Source organism: Neisseria sp. HMSC068C12 (genome assembly GCF_001814095.1).
Classification (GTDB): domain Bacteria; phylum Pseudomonadota; class Gammaproteobacteria; order Burkholderiales; family Neisseriaceae; genus Neisseria; species Neisseria perflava.
On record NZ_KV814829.1, the window covers coordinates 21,314 to 34,966 of the forward strand.

Here is a 13,653-nt window from a genome sequence, read left to right on the forward strand (position 1 = left end):
GAGATGGGGCAGGCTGGCGGCCCACCCTGCTGTTACGCGTATTAGCGGTTTTCAATCTCCACGAATGCCAAATCTTCAGGGCCTGTGTAGTTTGCGCTCGGACGGATGATTTTGCCGTCTTTGCGTTGCTCGAGAACGTGTGCGCTCCAACCGGTTGTACGGGAAATTACGAACAGCGGTGTGAACATAGCAGTCGGTACGCCCAATTTTTGGTAGGAAACGGCAGAGAACCAGTCCAGATTCGGGAACATTTTTTTCTCTTCCCACATCACGCTCTCCAAGCGTTCGGCAATGTCAAAGAGGCGCATATCGCCGGTTTCTTTGCTCAAACCGCGTGCCACTTCTTTAATAACAACGTTGCGAGGGTCGGAAATGGTGTACACCGGATGACCGAAACCGATCACGATTTCTTTGCGGCCGATGCGTTCGCGGATGTCGGCTTCAGCTTCGTCGGCATTGCGGTAGCGTTTTTGAATATCGTAAGCCACTTCGTTCGCGCCGCCGTGTTTCGGACCTTTCAACGCGCCGATGGCGCCGGTGATGCAGGAATACATATCCGAACCCGTACCGGCAATCACGCGGGCGGTGAAAGTGGAGGCGTTGAATTCATGTTCCGCATACAGAATCAGTGAAACGTGCATGGCTTTGATGTGTGATTCGCTTGGACGTTTGCCGTGCAACAGGTGCAGGAAATGACCGCCGATGGTCTCTTCGTCGCTTTCAACGTCAATGCGTTTGCCGTTGTGCGAATATTGATACCAATACAACAAGATGCTGCCGAGGCTGGCGATCAGTTTGTCGGCGATGTCGCGCGCTTCACTTTCCGGATGGCTTTCACGTTCAGGATGAACGCAACCCAGCATGGATACGCCGGTACGCATTACGTCCATCGGATGGGTATGTGCAGGCAGGCTTTCCAAAACTTTAATCACACGGATAGGCAGGCCGCGCATGGATTTGAGCTTGGTTTTATAAGCGGCCAGCTCGAATTTATTGGGCAGATGACCGTGAATCAACAGGTGGGCGACTTCTTCAAACTCGCATTTTTGTGCCAAATCCAAGATGTCGTAACCGCGATAGCTCAAATCGTTGCCGGTACGGCCAACGGTACACAATTCGGTATTACCGGCCGCAACGCCAGAAAGCGCAACGGATTTTTTAGGTTTGAAAGTCGGGGTTTGAGTAGTTTCAGTCATGGTATTTCTCCTTTGTATTTTTATGGGTTTTATTTTTCAGACGGCCGATGCGGATTTGTTGAAAGGCCGTCTGAAAGCGGTTACTTATTTTTGAAACAATTTATCCAGTTTTTGCTCGAAGGCATGATAGTTCAGATGCTCGTACAGCTCGGCACGGGTTTGCATACTGTCAACCACCGTCGCTTGAGTGCCATCGCGCATAATCGCTTCATAAACATTCAAAGCAGCTTTGCTTGCTGCGCGGAATGATGACAGCGGATACAGAACCAGTGACACGCCGTTTTCAGCCAGCTCGCTTTGGGTATAAAGTGGTGTAGAACCAAACTCGGTAATGTTGGCCAATACAGGTACTTTCACTGCATCTGCAAATTGGCGGTACATTTTCAAATCGGTCATGGCTTCAGGGAAAATCATGTCCGCACCGGCTTCAACACAAGCCTGAGCGCGTTCGATAGCGGCATCCAAACCTTCTACCGCCAGCGCATCGGTACGCGCCATAATCACAAAGTTCTCATCAACGCGGGCATCTACGGCAGCTTTGATACGGTCGACCATTTCATCTTTAGAAACAATGGCTTTGTTCGGACGGTGGCCGCAGCGTTTTTGCGCTACCTGATCTTCGATGTGAACCGCTGCAACACCAGCGCGTTCAAAGTTGCGAATGGTACGGGCAATATTAAATGCACCGCCCCAACCCACATCGATGTCCACCAGCAGAGGCGTATCCACGTTGTCCGTAATGCGTCGTGCGTCGATCAGCACATCTTCCATTGTGGTAATACCCAAATCAGGGATACCGCAAGAGCAGGCTGCCACGCCGCCGCCGGACAGGTAAATCGCTTTGAAACCGCTTTGAGTGGCCAATCGTGCAAAGTAAGCATTGACGCAACCGACTACGGCAAGAGGATTCGATTCTTTCACAGCTTGACGGAAACGCGCTCCGGCAGAGTGTTGGCTCATCATATTTCTCCTTTATAGACTTTTTTCAGTATTAATCGGACGGCTCGGTTTTTCACAACTTGAAACGAACCGTTTAAAAAGAAACAATCGTTCTAAAAACTGTTTTCAGACGGCCTGTAAAATTTCAATCATCAACCATCTGAAAATTTAAAATCAATAAATACAAATAGTTATAAAAACCAATAAATACAATAAGGCTGAAGCGGAGGCGTACGTTTTTTAATTTTTATTAATCAAAACATGAATTCGATTGGAAATACAGATATTTTAAAACCCGAAGCGTTTGTAGGAATGCGGAAACTAGATTCGGGTCGAGAGCCTTCAGACCGTCGGGACTGCCAGTAAGCTGGCGACGACGGGAGCGGCAGAGATGGGAGAAAATCTATAACAAGAGAGAGTGGTTTGATACAGATTCATGATGATGTTCCTTTGTAGTGCGATGTAGTTTTTATTTATGGAAACAAATTTAAAAAATAAAACCGGTCTTGTCAAACACTTTTTTCAAAAAAATTATAAAAAATTCAGTTATTAATAAACGATTTTTTTGCAACAAATGTAAAAAACGGACAGGCTGTACCACATCAAACCCTTATGTGGCCTAGCTTCTGCCCGTTTTGTGCTTTTAGCTGATAGTCAGAATAATTGTAAACAATCTGTCTAAAAATAATTTATAATTGATTCATTTATAAAGAACTTTTAAATATGCCGTCTAAAAAAATTAAAATTTTTGCCTTTGAATTTTCAGACGGCCTTTGCATGATGACTACTCTGCACTAAATGCCGTCTGAAAAGTCTGTTTGCCAATAGTAATGTCGGCAGTGTAATCATGGCGGCCTTCGACGCAAAACGGCAAGCGGATTTGCGCAGCCTGCCAACTTTGTGGCGATTGTTGCGTCAGGTTATAGCGGTTGAAGCCCATGTCCATGTTTTTCATGCTGAAACTGATACTGACCGCGCCCGCATTTTGCGGAACATTCTCTATCACAATATCAAACGGCTCGTGCGTATTGATGGATGTCGCACGCACTTTTGAACCGTCAGGCAAGATGCAACCTTGTATTAAATTACATTCGACTACTTTCGTTTTTGATTGCTGTTGCTGCCACCAATCCAAGAGCAGCAGTTTGGCCGCCGCAAACACAATCAGTAAAACAGCGGTAATCAGTAGTTTTTGATTTTTACTCATTTCAGACGGCCTCAATGTCATTATCGGTCAAAACGGCATGCGCACCCATGCTCTGCCACTGTTCGCGATAAATGAAAACCATACTTTCCGGAGCTGCCACAATCAACGGCATCGCCACGCCTTGTGCCAAAATATCGGCAACTTGCCCGGCGGCCGCTTCGTCAGCCACTTTCCAAACAACGGCATCCGCATTTTGCACCTGCCGCCATTGTTCGGCATTCTCAATGATTGGCCACACGCTGGACGCTTCTTGCAGCTTGTCTTGCTGCCAATCGGCAAACTCCAGTAATACCGCCGATGCGGTTTGATGAGCCAATCCATATGGCGCAACATGATATTCGCCCATGTTGTTTTGACCGCTCAAGCCGCTTTTCAGACGGCCTTGAAGCTGGCGCGGAATAGATAGTGAGCGTAACAATGCGCTATTGGCAGGCAACATCGGCGCAACGGTAAAATCCCCTGCCTTTTGCCATGCCCATTTCTGCCCTTCCCTCGATTGGATTTCGCCTGTCCATTGGTCGGCTTCTACCCATAAAAAATGCAGGCGTACATGTGCGTGTTCGTAGGAATGGACTTTGGTCAGCCACGGCGTAGCGGCAAGGATATGGATGCCGAGTTCTTCTTCAAATTCGCGTTGCAAAGCTTGAAAATCGCTTTCGCCAGCTTCCACCTTGCCGCCGGCAAATTCCCAATAGCCGGCATACGGCTTGCCCTCCGGGCGGGAACTGAGCAGGTAGCGGCCGTTTTGGTCGAGCAAAATCCCGGCAACCACTTGCACCAAGGGACGTGTGTCTTCAGTCATCATGAGATTATTCTTACTATGCGGCAGGCGGCGACACCTGCCGATTTGTGCGTAAAAAAACGATGTCGGGCCCATACGCCCGACTTTTAACAAAAATCTAATCCTTCAGGCCGTCTGAAAAGGATGTTCTATTCCAGAATACTTAAATCCGGCCTTATTTTTCCGCAATGACAAAAGCCATGACGGTATCCTCTTCATCGCTCATGCTCAGATGGCAGCCGCGGATACCCTGCTCTTCCAGCCATTTGCTCAAAGCCGGTGCAAAAAACAATTCAGGCTTGCCCAATGCGTCATGCCCGACACCGATATTGCGGAAGGACACCACGCCACGTATGCCCGTACCAACGGCTTTGGCAAAAGCCTCCTTGGCGGCAAAGCGTTTGGCAAGATAGTTGACCGGCTTGCCTGCCTGTGGAAACTCCAACAGTTCTTCCGGGCTGAGAATGCGTTGCGCAAATGCCAGTCCGAATTTTTTGTTCAGGCGGATAATGCGTTTGAGGGAAACAATATCCGTGCCTATTCCGTAAATCATGGGTCTGCTCCTTGTTTAAATAGTCAGGCCGTCTGAAAATGCGGCTACCGGCCAAAGCAAACCGCTTTAGCCGGTATGGCTGATGCCCTTAAGGCAGCATTCTGGCTCTGAACATGACTTCCTTCATTTGGCGGACCGCTTCAGGCAGGCCGAGGAAGAGTGCTTGGGAAATCAGCGAATGGCCGATGTTCAGCTCGCGAATGGCGAGAATTTGGGCAATCGGCGTTACGTTGTGAATGGTCAGGCCGTGTCCGGCGTTGACGATCAAGCCCAAATCGCTGGCGTAATGCGCACCGTTTTGAATGCGCTCGAATTGTTTCATCTGCTCGGCGTGGCCGTGTGCATCGGCATACGCACCGGTATGCAACTCGATAACGGGCGCGCCGACATCATAAGCGGCTTGGATTTGCGCGTTATCGGCATCGATAAACAAGGACACGCGGATGCCTGCGTCGGTCAAGATTTTGGTGAACTCGGCCACTTTATCCTGTTGCGCCAATACGTCCAAACCGCCTTCGGTGGTTACTTCTTGACGTTTTTCAGGCACGAGGCACACATCTTCCGGCATGACGTTAAGCGCGTTTTCCAGCATTTCTTCCGTCAGCGCCATTTCCAAATTCAGGCGCGTGCGGATGGCGTTTTTAACAGCGAACACGTCCGCATCTTTAATATGGCGGCGGTCTTCACGCAAGTGCATGGTAATCAAATCTGCGCCGTGGGTTTCCGCAATCAGCGCCGCTTCGACAGGGCTGGGATAAATCGTACCGCGCGCATTGCGGACGGTGGCAATATGGTCGATGTTTACGCCTAACAACATAATAATGTCCTTTCATTAAAGTTTCAGACGGCCTGAGCCTGCTCATATCACAGGCCGTCTGAAAAAAATTCAACTGCCCAAGCCAAACTGCTGCAACTGCTGCAAAACCTGCCGAGACTTGATGCCCTCGGGCAGAAGGTTGTCAATCAAAAGCCGCGTCACTTTCAAAGCCTGCCCCAGACTTTCCTGATGAACGAAACTGCCTTCCCTCAAATCAATTAACGTCGCGCCCAATACGGCAACGCCCTTATTGAGCGCATGGAAACGGTCGGCCTCGGCCAGGGGAACCACAGCCTCTTCCGGTGTGAGCCAATAAGTTTCTTCACCGTTGATTTCATTTCCGTTGCCGTCATGGAACAAATCGGGGGCAAAGCCCAAGCGTGTCAGCAGCGACCATTCAAAACGGCGCAAAGTGGCAATATGGTTGGCCTCGCAACAGATGGTTTTCATGGTCTTTGCCAAAACATCATAAAGCTCGGGCAACGGGTCTTCGCGGACGGTCAATTTCAGCATCAACTCGTTCACATACAATCCACTGAACAAAGCCCTGCCCTGCGGCTGCGGCCAACCGCCTATCCATTCGGCGCGATGCAGGGTCTTCAACTCTTGCGAACCATACCAAGACGCGCTCACCGGCACAAACGGCACCAACACGCCGCGCAATTCGCTCTGCCGTTTGCGCGCACTTCTGGCCAACAAAGCCACCCGCCCATAACGGCGGCTGAAAGCTTCCACCCACAAGCTGCTCTCGCGCCACGGGGCGGAGGCAAGCAGAAAGATAGGTTCGTGGTTGATGCGGTTTGGTTGCGCCATAAGGGTTTGGAAAGATAAAGATTGTGTCGATTATAACGGAAAATCGATGCAAAAAGGCCGTCTAAAAGTCCGCCTTCTATAAAGGCCGTCTAAAAACCTTTATAATCCGTTTTGAATGAACAACCGACTTTCCTGTGTTTATGCCGAAATTCCCTTTTAAATCTGCCCTTTCCCTGCTCTCCGCAGCCCTATTATCCGCCTGTTCGCTGGTGAAATATCAGCCTGTTGCCAGTATTGATACGGTCGACCTGCAACGCGGCTACCGCTTTGAAACCAGCCGGCTTCAGCACAACGATGAAGACGATACGCTTATTGTGTTGATGTTCTCCGGCGGTGGTACGCGCGCGGCGGCCTTGGGTTATGGCGTGTTGGAGCAGCTTCATAAGCAGCAGATTACTATCGGAGGCAAAAAACAGTCTTTGATGTCGAATGTCGATGTAGTGGTCGGCGTATCCGGCGGCTCGGTTTTGGCAGCTTATTTTGCACTCAAGGGCGAAGAAACCATTCCCTTGTTTTATAAACGTTTCCTACACCAAAACTTCCAACGCCAAGTCGTCAAACAAGCGTTTTCCATGTCCAACCTGCCCCGACTGGCCTCGCCTGAATACGGACGCGGCGATCTGTTGCAGGAGCAGTTTGAAAACTACCTTTTCGGCAAAACCACTTTCCGCGATTTGGAAAAAAATGCCAAGGGCCCGTTTGCCATCATTTCCGCCACCGATATGGGCATAGGCGAGCGTTTCAATTTCACGCAGGAATATTTCGACCCGATGTGTATCGACTTGGGCGACTTGCGACTTGCCCGCGCCGTCGCCGCATCCAGTTCCGTCCCCATGGTCTTTGCACCGATCACCCTAAACAACAACGGCGGACGCTGCAACTACACGCCGCCGATCAAAATCGAAGATGCAGACGACAGCGAAACAGGCAGACAACAAAGCCGCACCATAAAAGAATTTTACGAGCGCTTCCAAAAATACGCAGACGGGAAAAACCGACCCTACATCTACCTGATAGACGGCGGCCTGACCGACAATCTGGGTATGCGTAGCCTTTTGGATATGACGGAAATGTACCCGGAAAAAATCCTGACAAACAAAATCCTGCAAAACAACATCCGCCATATCGTCGTCATCAACGTCAATGCGCAAAACCAAGTCAGCAGCAATTTGGACAAAACTGCGGCCGTTCCCGGTTTCCGCGACGTCGTCTCCTCCATCGTCAATATCCCCATTGACCAAAACTCGCAAGAATCCCTGCGCCGTTTCCGTGCCTTCGTCGATCAGTGGAATAAAGACAAACAAACCGACGGCATCAGCTTCTCCTTCGTCAGCCTCAACCTCAAAGACCTCCCTCCTTCCGAGTTGAGGGAAAAAGTATTGAACATTCCGACCAGTTTTTATCTGCCACCAGAAGATGTGGACAACCTGCGCACCGCCGCGGCCGAACTGATGAAGCAGTCGCTGGACTATCGCAACCTGCTGGCAGAATTTGCGGCACACCCCAATCCAGACACCATCTTCGCAGCCCCGCCTCTGGATGAACAAGAGTTCAAGCCATTGAACGAAAAGAAAAAGCAGTAACAAACTGTTCCATAAAGTATTGCTCTGTTAAAATAGACAAATAGATTTCAACCCCTTCAGACGGCCTCAGAGATAAAGGCCGTCTGAAAAAATATCAAAAACAGAATACAACCATGACCGAAAAAACCACGCCTATCGTTACCGATATTGACCGCCCTATTCTCGTTCCGCCCGGCGGCCATAAAAAAGTCCTGCTGCATTCCTGCTGCGCCCCATGTTCCGGCGAAGTGATGGAAGCCATGCTTGCCAGCGGCATCGAATACACCATTTATTTTTACAACCCCAATATCCATCCACACAAAGAATATATGTTGCGCAAAGAAGAAAATATGCGCTTTGCGGACAAATTTGGCATCCCTTTTGTCGATAAAGACGATGACTACGAAAACGACCGTAAAGAATGGTTCGCCAAAGCCAAAGGCATGGAATTCGAACCCGAACGCGGTATCCGCTGCACCATGTGTTTCGACATGCGTTTTGAAAAAGCGGCGCAATACGCCCATGAAAACGGCTTTCATGTCTTCACCAGCTCACTGGGCATTTCACGCTGGAAAGACATGAAACAAATTAACGGCTGCGGCCATCGCGCTGCCGAGCCGTACGATGACTTGGTTTATTGGGATTTCAACTGGCGCAAAGGCGGCGGCAGCGCACGCATGATTGAAATCAGCAAGCGCGAGCATTTCTACCAACAAGAATATTGCGGTTGCGCCTACTCCCTGCGTGACTCCAATGCCCACCGCAAATCGCAAGGCCGCATCCCCATCAAGCTGGGCGTGTTGTATTACGGTGATGAATCCACCCAATACGAGCCTCAAGCCGAAAACAAAATCATTGTTGAGAAATAAATATCAAAGGCCGTCTGAAACATTCAGACGGCCTTTGTTTAAATCAGACGATTAACGGCGGCGGAATTTGCCGTGATCAAAATCATCAAATGCCTGATAAGCAGCTTGGCATTGAATTTTTTGCTCGGCATAAGACAAACCGCGGAACGCTTTTGCCGCTTTACGGTTTTCCCTCAACTCGGCCTTATTGCCTTTGTAGCGATACCAAGCGGCACGGCGCTCAAGGTATCTCTTACAAGCAGGATGCAATTTGTTTTTCTTTGCCTGCTGGTGTTTGCTCACATGATGGCCATGCGGTTTGGCCGCAACTTCGGCAGAATAAGTACCCAAGCTCAATACGGCAACCGCCGTCAGTGCGGAACCTAAATTTTTCAACATTAACATGATTCGCCTCCTAAATAGTTTTTCCATTATATGTTTCGCCAGGGCACCGGCAAAACGCCCATTTTTTACATGACAAAAATGTGGTTAATTACTACATCATACTACTTGCTTTGCAAAATTTAACACTCCTTCCATTTAGACGAAACCTGAATATAAATTTCTTTATTTCATAAGCCTCTAGCCAATGTCTGGCAAAATGTGATGCAAACGCAAAATAATGCCAAATCGCCACAAAGCCACATAAAATCTAGTTTAAGCCTCCCATCCCCTAATCCACACCCCGAAAAAAGCGCATTGTCAAGTCTAGTTAAACAAAGAAAAATACATTATATTGTGCCGTTCAAAGCAATCACATACCGTATCTTGTGTTTTTTAATGGGAAGACTGAACAATGAATGCAGCAACGAATATTAAAGTAACCAAACGCGACGGACGCTTGGAAGATATCAATTTAGACAAAATCCACCGTGTTGTTACTTGGGCGGCGGAAGGCTTACAAAACGTCTCCGTATCGCAAGTCGAGCTCAAATCACATATTCAGTTTTACAACGGTATCCGTACCGACGACATCCATGAAACCATCATCAAGGCCGCGGCCGACCTGATCTCACAAGATACGCCTGATTATCAATATCTGGCCGCCCGCCTCGCCATTTTCCATCTGCGTAAAATCGCTTATGGCGAATTCGAACCGCCCCACCTCTACGATCACGTTAAAAAACTGACCGAAGCAGGTAAATACGACCGCCACATCATCGCAGATTACAGCCGCGAAGAATTCGACGAGCTGAATGCCTATATCGACCACAGCCGCGATATGACCTTCTCTTATGCAGCCGTAAAACAGCTGGAAGGCAAATATCTGGTTCAAAACCGCGTTACCCGCCAAATTTATGAAACGCCGCAGTTCTTATATATTTTGGTCGCCATGTGTCTCTTCAGCAAATATCCGAAAGAGACCCGTTTGGATTACGTCAAACGCTTTTACGATGCCGTTTCCACATTCAAAGTATCGCTGCCTACACCTATCATGAGCGGCGTGCGTACGCCTACCCGTCAATTCTCAAGCTGCGTGTTGATTGAATGCGACGACAGCCTTGACTCCATCAACGCCACCACCAGCGCGATTGTGAAATACGTTTCCCAACGAGCAGGCATCGGCATCAACGCCGGCCGTATCCGTGGCTTGGGTAGTGAAATCCGTGGCGGCGAAGCACAACACACCGGTTGTATCCCATTCTTCAAAATGTTCCAAGCGGCGGTTAAATCCTGCTCGCAAGGCGGCGTACGCGGTGGCGCGGCAACCTTGTTCTACCCATTGTGGCACATCGAAGCCGAAAGCCTGTTGGTATTGAAAAACAACCGCGGCGTAGAAGACAACCGTATCCGCCAACTGGACTACGGCGTGCAAATCAACCGTCTGCTGTACACCCGCTTGATCAAAGGCGGCAATATTACCCTGTTCTCGCCGAATGAAGTTCCGGGTTTGTATGATGCCTTCTTCGCCGATCAAGACGAATTCGAGCGCCTCTACACTCAATACGAGCAAGATCCAAACATCCGCAAACGTACTTTGCCGGCAACAGAATTGTTCTCTACCCTGATGCAGGAGCGCGCCGGTACCGGTCGAATCTACATCCAAAACGTTGACCACTGCAACACGCACAGCCCGTTTGATCCACACGTTGCGCCTGTTCATCAGTCCAACTTGTGTATGGAAATCGCCCTGCCGACCAAGCCTTTGGATAACATCAACGATCCGAACGGCGAAATTGCCTTGTGTACCTTGTCTGCCTTCAACTTGGGCGCATTGAACAACTTGGACGAACTGGAAGAGCTTGCCGATTTGACCGTACGCGCACTTGATGCCCTGTTGGATTATCAAGACTATCCGGTTGCAGCAGCACGCACCGCAACCATGAACCGCCGCACGCTTGGTATCGGCGTCATCAACTACGCCTACTATCTGGCGAAAAACGGCGTACGTTACAGCGACGATTCCGCGCTCGGCCTGACCCACCGTACCTTTGAAGCCATGCAGTATTACCTGCTCAAAGCATCGGTAAACCTTGCCAAAGAATACGGCGCATGCCCGCTCTTCAACCAAACCGTTTATTCGCAAGGCAAACTGCCTATCGACACCTACAAAAAAGACTTGGACGCCGTGTGCAGCGAGCCTTTGCATTACGACTGGGAAAGCCTGCGCGCTGGCATCGTCAAATACGGCCTGCGCAACTCTACCCTGACCGCACTCATGCCGTCTGAAACCAGCTCGCAAATTGCCAACGCCACCAACGGCATCGAGCCTCCACGTGGCCTGGTCAGCGTTAAAGCATCAAAAGACGGTATTTTGAAACAAGTCGTACCGGAATTTGAAACCCTGAAAGATGCCTACGAAACCCTGTGGCAGCTTCCGGGTAACGAAGGCTACCTGAAACTCGTCGGTGTAATGCAAAAATTTGTCGATCAATCGATTTCCGCCAATACCGCCTACGACCCGAACAAATTTGAAGGCAGCAAAGTTTCCATGAAACAAATGCTCAAAGACCTGCTGACCGCCTATAAATACGGCGTCAAAACCCTGTACTACCACAACACCCGTGATGGCGCAGACGATACGCAGACCGATATTCAAGATGACGGCTGTTCGGGCGGGGCTTGTAAGATTTAAAATAGGCTGATTTTTGAAATATATCCAAGGCTTCTAGATAGTAGAAGGCTTTAAGGATTTTCTTAAATTAAAACCTACTACTATATGAAGCTAAGTTGTTATTTTCCAGAAAAGGAAAAATATGGATGCCATTTGGTCATTCTTAGCTGAATATAAATTTTATGTATTTATTAGTGTTCTTTTAGTCTTCGCTATTTTAGGATGGCACTTTATTGATAAAATTCAACATGTTTCATATGGTGAATTAACAATTAATAGAAAAGTCGACTAATTTTTAAAAAGAGAGACATTATGTCCTGCGAACACCTAACCATGTCATACAGCACCTTTTCCAAAACCAAAAACGACGCGCTGAAAGAGCCGATGTTTTTTGGTCAACCGGTAAATGTCGCCCGTTATGACCAGCAGAAATACGAAGTATTTGAAAAACTGATCGAAAAACAATTGTCTTTCTTCTGGCGTCCGGAAGAAATCGACGTGTCGCGCGACCGTATTGACTACGCCAATCTGCCCGAACATGAAAAACATATTTTCATCAGCAATCTGAAATACCAAACCCTGCTCGATTCGATCCAAGGCCGCAGCCCGAATGTCGCGTTCTTGCCTTTGGTGTCTATTCCCGAGCTGGAAACTTGGATTGAAACGTGGAGCTTCAGCGAAACCATCCACTCGCGCAGCTACACTCATATCATCCGCAATATCGTAAATGATCCGTCAGTCGTGTTCGATGATATTGTGCAAAACAAATACATCATCGCCCGTGCTGAAGACATTGCCTGCTATTACGATGATTTGATTGAATACACCCAATATTACAATCTGTTGGGCGAAGGTTCACACAATGTCGGCGGCAAGCTTGTTACCGTGTCTTTACGTGAGCTGAAGAAAAAACTCTATCTCTGCCTGATGTGCGTTAATGTATTGGAAGCCATCCGCTTCTACGTTTCATTTGCCTGCTCGTTCGCCTTTGCCGAGCGCGAATTGATGGAAGGCAACGCCAAAATCATCAAGCTGATTGCCCGCGATGAAGCACTGCATTTAACCAGCACCCAGCATATGCTGAACCTGATGCGTGCCGGTGCCGATGATCCTGAAATGGCTGAAATTGCAAATGAATTACAGGACGAGTGTTTCAATCTCTTCAAAAAAGCAGCCGAGCAGGAAAAAGAATGGGCGGCATATCTGTTTAAAGACGGTTCCATGATTGGCCTGAATAAAGAAATTTTGGCTCAATACGTTGAATATATTACCAATCTGCGCATGCAGGCGGTTGGCCTTCCTGCTGGATTTGAAGGTGCGACTCAAAATCCGATTCCTTGGATTAACGCATGGCTGTCTTCTGACAATGTACAGGTTGCGCCGCAGGAAGTAGAAATTTCCTCTTACCTGATTGGTCAGATTGATTCGGAAGTCAATGCCGACGATTTGGGCGATTTCGAGCTGTAATCGAACATTCGGTTTTATGATCAAGGCCGTCTGAACGGTGTGGCAGAAATCTTTGATTTCGTCTTTACACCGTTTCAGACGGCCTTTCCAATCCAAACAAATCATATGGCACTCATCAGCACACACGACAAAACCTTCCAACTCCAACAAGGCGAAACCTTATTGGAGGGCTTGGAGCGCACCGGTCACGAGGTTGAATACCAATGTCGCAGCGGTTATTGCGGTTCATGCCGGGTCAAAATCTTGGATGGAAAAGTCTCTTATGATAATTTTCCGCTCGCTTTTGTCGCGCCCGGAGAAATTTTGCCGTGTTGCTGTCGGGTTACTGAAGACATCAAGCTCGATTGTCGGGAGCGCATCAAAGAGCCGGACTTATTTGATGTCGATTTATTTGAAGATAAATAAAAAATGCCGT

13 protein-coding genes are annotated in these 13,653 nt (G+C 48.6%); 5 read left to right on the plus strand and 8 right to left on the minus strand.

Annotation, left to right across the window (positions count from 1 at the left end; translation table 11 throughout):
* Positions 1 to 41: 41 nt before the first annotated feature.
* From prpC to recO, 7 genes are all read right to left on the minus strand, one after another.
* Positions 42 to 1,196, minus strand: coding sequence for a bifunctional 2-methylcitrate synthase/citrate synthase (prpC, locus tag HMPREF2952_RS09720; RefSeq protein ID WP_070695615.1), 1,155 nt, complete (start codon positions 1,194 to 1,196; stop codon positions 42 to 44).
* Between the two features lie 84 nt (positions 1,197 to 1,280).
* Positions 1,281 to 2,156: a methylisocitrate lyase gene (gene prpB / locus HMPREF2952_RS09725; protein WP_070695616.1), complete on the minus strand. Its 876-nt coding sequence runs from the start codon at positions 2,154 to 2,156 to the stop codon at positions 1,281 to 1,283.
* 763 nt (positions 2,157 to 2,919) lie between these two features.
* Positions 2,920 to 3,342: a hypothetical protein gene (locus HMPREF2952_RS09730; protein WP_070695617.1), complete on the minus strand. Its 423-nt coding sequence runs from the start codon at positions 3,340 to 3,342 to the stop codon at positions 2,920 to 2,922.
* Between the two features lies 1 nt (position 3,343).
* Complete coding sequence (locus tag HMPREF2952_RS09735) at positions 3,344 to 4,144, minus strand: NUDIX domain-containing protein (protein WP_191620584.1); 801 nt, start codon at positions 4,142 to 4,144, stop codon at positions 3,344 to 3,346.
* Positions 4,145 to 4,298: 154 nt separating this feature from the next.
* On the minus strand, positions 4,299 to 4,676 hold the full coding sequence (acpS, locus tag HMPREF2952_RS09740; RefSeq protein ID WP_003746639.1) for a holo-ACP synthase: 378 nt from the start codon (positions 4,674 to 4,676) through the stop codon (positions 4,299 to 4,301).
* An 88-nt stretch (positions 4,677 to 4,764) separates the two neighbouring features.
* The gene (gene pdxJ / locus HMPREF2952_RS09745; RefSeq protein ID WP_004520366.1) at positions 4,765 to 5,493 is read right to left on the minus strand and encodes a pyridoxine 5'-phosphate synthase; all 729 of its coding nucleotides are present in this window, start codon (positions 5,491 to 5,493) and stop codon (positions 4,765 to 4,767) included.
* A gap of 69 nt (positions 5,494 to 5,562) precedes the next feature.
* Positions 5,563 to 6,306 carry a DNA repair protein RecO gene (gene recO / locus HMPREF2952_RS09750; RefSeq protein ID WP_049335205.1) on the minus strand — a complete coding sequence of 248 codons (744 nt, stop codon included), beginning with the start codon at positions 6,304 to 6,306 and terminating at the stop codon, positions 5,563 to 5,565.
* 140 nt (positions 6,307 to 6,446) lie between these two features.
* On the opposite strand from recO, the gene HMPREF2952_RS09755 reads away from it, so the two are divergent.
* Both HMPREF2952_RS09755 and HMPREF2952_RS09760 read left to right on the plus strand, forming a co-directional pair.
* A complete protein-coding gene (locus HMPREF2952_RS09755; RefSeq protein WP_070695618.1) occupies positions 6,447 to 7,889 on the plus strand; it encodes a patatin-like phospholipase family protein in 1,443 nt (480 codons plus the stop codon).
* Positions 7,890 to 8,002: 113 nt separating this feature from the next.
* Positions 8,003 to 8,737, plus strand: coding sequence for an epoxyqueuosine reductase QueH (locus HMPREF2952_RS09760; RefSeq protein ID WP_004520363.1), 735 nt, complete (start codon positions 8,003 to 8,005; stop codon positions 8,735 to 8,737).
* A gap of 51 nt (positions 8,738 to 8,788) precedes the next feature.
* Here HMPREF2952_RS09760 and HMPREF2952_RS09765 read toward each other — a convergent pair whose 3' ends face one another.
* Positions 8,789 to 9,121, minus strand: a complete 333-nt coding sequence (locus tag HMPREF2952_RS09765) for a hypothetical protein (RefSeq protein WP_039862332.1) — start codon at positions 9,119 to 9,121, stop codon at positions 8,789 to 8,791.
* 391 nt (positions 9,122 to 9,512) lie between these two features.
* On the opposite strand from HMPREF2952_RS09765, the gene nrdA reads away from it, so the two are divergent.
* The 3 genes from nrdA to yfaE all read left to right on the plus strand — a co-directional run bounded on the left by nrdA (position 9,513) and on the right by yfaE (position 13,643).
* Positions 9,513 to 11,792 (plus strand): class 1a ribonucleoside-diphosphate reductase subunit alpha, encoded by a 2,280-nt coding sequence (gene nrdA / locus HMPREF2952_RS09770; RefSeq protein WP_004520361.1) that lies wholly within the window; start codon positions 9,513 to 9,515, stop codon positions 11,790 to 11,792.
* A gap of 312 nt (positions 11,793 to 12,104) precedes the next feature.
* The gene (nrdB, locus tag HMPREF2952_RS09775; RefSeq protein WP_004520359.1) at positions 12,105 to 13,238 is read left to right on the plus strand and encodes a class Ia ribonucleoside-diphosphate reductase subunit beta; all 1,134 of its coding nucleotides are present in this window, start codon (positions 12,105 to 12,107) and stop codon (positions 13,236 to 13,238) included.
* A 105-nt stretch (positions 13,239 to 13,343) separates the two neighbouring features.
* On the plus strand, positions 13,344 to 13,643 hold the full coding sequence (gene yfaE, locus HMPREF2952_RS09780; protein WP_003686421.1) for a class I ribonucleotide reductase maintenance protein YfaE: 300 nt from the start codon (positions 13,344 to 13,346) through the stop codon (positions 13,641 to 13,643).
* The last annotated feature ends 10 nt before the right edge of the window (positions 13,644 to 13,653 follow it).